We start from the raw sequence: 6,143 nt of genomic DNA on the forward strand, positions 1-6,143 counted from the left end.
ACGCCCTCTCCCGCGCCAGAAGAACCGCGAGAAACGCCCTCTCCCGCGCCAGAAGAACCGCGAGAAACGCCCTCTCCTGCGCCAGAAGAACCGCGAGAAACGCCAACTCCTGCGCCGCAACCTTCTCCCACACCGGAACCGGAACCGATAACCCCCGCGCCTAACATCGTTCTGGCGAATCGCTTTTCCGGGCATTCTGAGGCGGTGGAAACGGTGGCGATCGCGGGCAGTGAGATTATTGCCACGGGCAGTCGGGACCAACGGATTAAACTGTGGGATGCGAGCAACGGGGAACTGCTGCGCCCTCTGGACGGACATAAAGGCTGGATTTGGTCTTTGGCGATCGCGCCGGACGATCGCACCCTCGCCAGCGCCAGCGCTGACGGGCGGATTAAACTGTGGAACTTGCAAAGCAAACAGCTTCAGAATACTTTATACGGACATCGCGACCAAGTGCATTCCGTGGCATTTAGTCCCGATGGCACAAGACTTGCCAGTGGTTCTGGCGGCGTCATCAAAGAAAACGCGATTAAAATTTGGGATGTGAGTACCGGGGAAGAACTTCGCTCTCTGAAAGGTCATGGCGGCACGGTTCTCGCACTTGCCTATCATCCCAACGGGCAGGCGATCGCCAGTGGAAGTGCCGACAATACCATTAAAATCTGGGATGCGAATACGGGGGAAGAACGGCAAACGCTCACCGGCAGCTCGTCTTACATTCGCTCTCTCACATATACTTTCGACGGCGAAACCCTGGTCAGCAGCAGTTATACTCGGGTAAATGTGTGGGATGCGGCGAGTGGTTCGTTAACCGATACCCTAGAGGGACATCAGGGCGAAGTTACCGCGATCGCCGTGAGTCCTGATAGCACCACGATCGCCTCCGCCAGTCGCGATCGCACCGTGAAATTATGGGATGTGCAAACGGGGGAACTTATCAGTACCTTGTCAGCCGAAAATCCCTTGCGATCGGTGGCGTTTGGCGAGGATGGAAATACCGTGGTTGCGGGTAGCGATCGGGGTACAATTATCGTTTGGCAATTGCAATAATCCCCGGTTTTTTAATGGTGGGGTTAATTCATCAATGCCCATCAAAAACCGAGGGACACGGCATTACCGTGTCCCGATCGCATTCTCGATGATTGGATTAAACGGAAATGGGCGATCGCTACCGTTTCCCAAACATGCGCCTAATTTCTGCTTCCGAAACCGAAGCTTGTTGCTGGATTTCGTTGCATTTTTGCTTTTTCAGGATATTCGCTTGCTCTTCAGTTTCCACCCCATCGGCGATCGCCCGCAATTTGAGTCCCTGCGCCATCTTGACGATCGCATTAATTAGCGGTGCATTTTGGGATGCATTGCTTACCAAAGTGCGATCGAGTTTTAAATTATCCAGGGCCAGTTCTCCCAGATACTCGATCGCGCTTTGCCCGATGCCAAATTGAGAAATCGTGGTTTGAATACCCAGTTGTTTGAAAGCAATTAACTTCGATGCCATTTGATTGGCATTTTTGGCATTCGCGATCGTCTCCGCCGGAATTTCCACTTCCAAATATTGCGAGTCTATGCCGCTTCTTTGCAAAGCATCCACCACAATCCGCTGAATGTTGACATCATTAAATAATGCTTCTGACAAACTCACCGCAACTCTTAACCGTAGTCGAGATGCCTGCCAATTTTTCACCTGTCCCACCGCCACTCGCAACATCCATTCGCTCATCTCTGTGAGCAAACCTGCCTCAGTAGCTAACGAGATAATTTTCACTGGCGAAATTTCCCCCACGCGCGGATGGTTCCAATGGGGTACTGTGGCAACTGCAACGATTTTGCGCTTGCGAAGATCCACTCGCGGCTGATAAAATACTTGTAATTGATTTCGCTCCCAGGCTTGGCGAATATCGGCTGCCAGTTGCAATTCTTTTGCAGCATCAAATCCAAACATCGGGCGGGTGTAAATCTGGCAGCGATTGCCTCCTTCGCGTTTTGCTTCTCCCATTGCCACACCGGCTTGGCGTCGCAATTCATCTAAATTGGGGGCAGTGGGATAAAATGAAATCCCGATCGTACCGGTGAGGGGAATCGATTTGCGTCCGATTTCCACGGGTTTGGAGATATCTCTGAGGAGTTCTTCTGCGAGAGACACCGCCGAGTCGCGATCGCTCATTGGCGGCAAAATAATCCCAAATTCATCTCCGCTAATCCGGGCAACGCCTCCCACATCAAACACTTCGATAAACTCCAACAAACGTTGGGCGACTTTTTGTAAAATAATGTCTCCGTTCCCGTAGCCAATGGTATCGTTAATTCGTCCGAATTTGTCCAAGCCCAATAGCAAGAATGGCACCATACGATTGGTGGCATCGGTTCTGGCAATGACGCGATCGAGGATTCCTTCTTTTCCTTCTAACGCTTCGAGCTTGGGCAACCCGGTTAAGGTATCGAAATTTTCTAACCGATCGAGTTGTTCCGAGACTTGTCGCAGTTGCTCCACTTGTTGGGACGATCGTCTCAATCTCGCCTCGATCGCTTCGAGCAATTCTGCCTTAGTAAACGGTTTTGTGAGATAATCATCCGCCCCGAGATTCATGCCCTGTCGCAAGTCGGAGCGATCGCTTTTTGCCGTTAAAAAAATAAACGGGATATTTGCCGTTTTTGGATCTTCCCGTAATTGGCTGAGTACCTCATACCCATCCAGTTCCGGCATCATTATATCGCAAATAATCAAATCCAACTCGTGGGAGCGAGCTTGTACCACTCCTTCGATGCCATTTTCCGCACCAATCGCTTCAAAATCTTCTGCCTCTAGAAAATCCAAAAGGTTGTTAAGAATTTCCGAGGTGTCTTCGATGACGAGGATTTTTGTCATAGCCGTTTTGCTCAAGACTCTGGTTTATTTTAGAGTAGCTTTGCCCAAGGCAGCGCGCTCTCAAATGAGTAGAAAAACACACCGGATGGCAAGAGTTTGGAATTATCGAATCCGATGTAAAAAAGGATTCCCGCGTGGCTCTATTAGATGACGATAGGAGCTAAATTTATTATAATACCACATGTACTCGTAAGTCTTGGATTGGCAGCGACTCATTTAGGCGTTTTTCCCAACTCTGGCGAAGGGATAACGCATTTAATTTGCATAATTTAATGACAAAACAAGCCCAATCAAGTCGGGAATGGCGGTAAGTCAAAACACCGACAGAGACTAAAAATACTGGCCTCGTAGAGCTGATAACATTATCTGAAAAAGTGTTTAAGCGCAAATGCGGCGTAAGACAGGCGGTTGACCTGTGGAGACTGAATCGGGATAAAATATGCAAACTAAGTGTAAAACCAGATTCACCACCAGATTCATCCTCGGGGCAGTTGCGGAACCGGTGGGGTCGCTATTGTATCTACGCCTATCCAAGCAAATCCATCAATCGACTCAACAGGAGCATCGAAATGACAAGGAAACCACTTGATGATATTGAAACTCGGGAGTATTCTCGCTCCCAAATTGAGCTAGAGCTGCTAGATGCAGTGGCGATCGCCGAAGTTCCCTATCCCTGGAATCCAGCGGATCCGGAGACTGAGGCGTATTTGCAAGCAGCAGAAGCACAACTGCCGTTTGAAAATGCATTCGAAGAGCTGCTCGAGGCCACAAGTCCGCAGGCGATCGCCAACCTGGAACGCCTCTGGTCGGATACCGCCGCCGAGGATTCCCTGCTCGAAACCTTGCAAACTGCCTTGCAGCAAAAATTTGGAGCCTGGGTGCCCCACACCTGGTTAGAAGCGATCGCCACTCAAGCGCGATCGCAACAGACCGCCTCGCGCTCTTTTGCCGAACAACTGGTTCAGTGCGTCAATCCCGTGCTACCCCAATGGCCCGCTCAGGATTTACAAGTCTTGGCCAGACCCTTTGCCTATGCCATGCGGGGTGAATCCCTGGACTCCTCTTTAGCCGCACTTACTCAGAAAGCCTGGACGGAGCTATCCGAAATCGAAAAAGCGCGAGTGAGTTTAGCGATCGCCCGCTATGCCCTCTCGCAACTTCCCAATTGATCCCGGGAGATTTCTCTGAGCCACCGTCTCAGTTTTTCAGAACAGTTGTTCGATGCTATAGAGATTTTATCTCAATCGAGGCAAAACAAAAATTTTCTCCGAGCGCCTGCGCGAGGCCATCTCCCCCTTTCCGGTGGTAGCTTTCCGCGCAGGTGCTTGCGGTAACTTGGCAACTCAGGGCATCTGCACCCCAGAACCGATACAATGGTAGAAGGATTTTGTCACCCTAGCGCCAACCTTGCATGAATGTCTTGGTCTGAGATTCCTTGCCTGAGCATCGCGATCGCTCCTTTAAAAACCTCTACCTCGGCAAAACACTTTGCCATATGGGTTCTCAAAGCCCCCTCTCCGGGAGGCTACGTTCACCATGACTGTAGCTGGCCCGATGCCTTAACCCACACCTGGCAAGGGTGGCAGCAGCTTTTTTCCACCCAGCCCCTCTCCTCGGTGTGGAACCTCTCGGCGGCGAATGACCCCAATCTGCTCGATCCCCTGAGCAATGTCGGCAATTCTGGGCTTTCCAGTTACAGCGCCAGCCTCATGCAGGAATTGGGGCTGCAACTGTGGCAATGGGTCTTTTCCGGTTCGATTCAAAATAGCTTCGCCCAAAGCATTGGAATTGCGATCGGGCAAAATCAACCCCTGCGCCTGCGCTTGGAAATTCGCGACCCGGAGTTAATTGCCTTACCCTGGGAAATCATGCAACCCCGTCCCGGGAAACCGACGATTTCTCTTAACCCGCAATTACGTTTTAGCCGCACCACCAGCGATGTGGATCCGCTCGCCCCGCGCCGCACCAGTCAATCGTTAAACATTCTCCTGGTTTTGGGACAAGAGGCGGAAACCTCTGCGGCTACTGCGGCGGAATGCTTGCAACTGGAACAAGAAGCCCTCGCCCTGGCCCAGTTATTGGAAGAATCGGCGCAAAGCTGCGAAAGCAGCGATAATCTCGTTCCGGTTCACTGTCAAGTGAAAACCTTAGTGCAACCGTCTCCCGCCGAAACGATCGCCGAACTGGAAAATGGGACTTACAATATTTTCTTTTATGCCGGTCATGGGGTCTGTGCCCCAGCCGGCGGGCAGCTCTTATTGCAAAATGGCACCACCCTCAGTGGGACGGAATTGGCCCAAGTGCTGGTCCGCACTCAGGTGACGTTAGCGGTGTTTAATGCTTGCTGGGGTGCCCAGAGCGATCGGCAAAATGGACGGGCGATCGAACGCAGCAGTTTAGCCGAAGTGCTGATCCATCATGGGGTGCCGGCAGTGTTGGGTATGCGCGACTCGATTACTGATGAAGAAGCAATTAGCTTTATCAAAGGGTTTGCCCGATCGCTTGCCGAACGAATGCCCATCGATCGCGCCGTGGCGATCGCCCGCCAACAGCTCTTAACCATTTATAAATTCAATCAACCCGCTTGGACTTTGCCGGTGCTTTACATGCATCCGGAGTTCGATGGGGTTCTCATCCAACCCCTCGACTCGTTAATCACCGAATTGCCGGAAAATACTATTTCGGGAATGCGCTCTGCATTTACTGTGGCTTGCTTGCGCCTGTTGCACAATACCCACAAAGTCTGGCGACTTCGCAATGGCATGATGCGGGTGGGGCGGCGATCGGAAAATGATTTAGTTATTCCAGAACGGTGGGTTTCCCAAAAACATGCCGAAATCTTTTGTCGCGATATTTCCGGCACTCGCGCCGATCCGGTTTATTTCTTGCGCGATTTTTCTCGCTACGGGACTCTGATTAAACGCAGCAATGGTTGGCAAAAAGTTCACCATCAAGAAGTGCAACTCGAATCCGGGAGTTTGCTCAAATTTGGCAGCTCTCAAGGCCAAACCCTGGAATTCGTCGTGGAATCTCTCAATCTGGATCCGTGATTGTGGGAAGTCTCAGGGAGTGGGTTCCCCCCAGGGCGGAACCAGGGACAATCTAGGAGATGGTGGGTAATGCCTACCCTCCAAAATGGATAAAGGATGAAGGTTAGAATAAATTGAGTAAAAAAGAGGCTCTCTGCCTCTTGATACTCTTTTTACGAAAGAAAAACGAGAGTTTGAAAGCTACGTTTTTTAAAACGTAGATGAAAAACGAACGGCGACTTTAGTCG

At 51.0% G+C, this 6,143-nt stretch carries 3 protein-coding genes and 1 pseudogene; 3 read left to right on the forward strand and 1 reads right to left on the reverse strand.

Going from position 1 to position 6,143, the window contains the following annotated elements; all coding sequences use genetic code 11:
- Window positions 1–1,050, forward strand: a pseudogene (locus LKK83_RS02635) (serine/threonine-protein kinase); the annotation flags it as partial.
- A 118-nt stretch (window positions 1,051–1,168) separates the two neighbouring features.
- On the opposite strand, the gene LKK83_RS02640 reads toward LKK83_RS02635, so the two are convergent.
- Window positions 1,169–2,866, reverse strand: a complete 1,698-nt coding sequence (locus LKK83_RS02640; RefSeq protein WP_324629247.1) for an EAL domain-containing response regulator — start codon at window positions 2,864–2,866, stop codon at window positions 1,169–1,171.
- A 569-nt stretch (window positions 2,867–3,435) separates the two neighbouring features.
- Here LKK83_RS02640 and LKK83_RS02645 point away from each other — a divergent pair.
- Together LKK83_RS02645 and LKK83_RS02650 are read left to right on the forward strand one after the other, a co-directional pair.
- The gene (locus LKK83_RS02645; protein WP_324629248.1) at window positions 3,436–4,035 is read left to right on the forward strand and encodes a hypothetical protein; all 600 of its coding nucleotides are present in this window, start codon (window positions 3,436–3,438) and stop codon (window positions 4,033–4,035) included.
- Between the two features lie 246 nt (window positions 4,036–4,281).
- Window positions 4,282–5,916, forward strand: a complete 1,635-nt coding sequence (locus LKK83_RS02650) for a CHAT domain-containing protein (RefSeq protein WP_324629249.1) — start codon at window positions 4,282–4,284, stop codon at window positions 5,914–5,916.
- Window positions 5,917–6,143: the final 227 nt, after the last annotated feature.

The sequence above is a fragment of the Phormidium sp. CCY1219 genome (assembly GCF_035615515.1).
Classification (GTDB): domain Bacteria; phylum Cyanobacteriota; class Cyanobacteriia; order Cyanobacteriales; family Laspinemataceae; genus CCY1219.

Coding starts and splice junctions, on each gene's coding strand:
- LKK83_RS02640 (WP_324629247.1), bottom strand. CDS start 2,866: ATGACAAAAATCCTCGTCATCGAAGACACCTCGGAAATTCTTAACAAC.
- LKK83_RS02645 (WP_324629248.1), top strand. CDS start 3,436: ATGACAAGGAAACCACTTGATGATATTGAAACTCGGGAGTATTCTCGC.
- LKK83_RS02650 (WP_324629249.1), top strand. CDS start 4,282: ATGTCTTGGTCTGAGATTCCTTGCCTGAGCATCGCGATCGCTCCTTTA.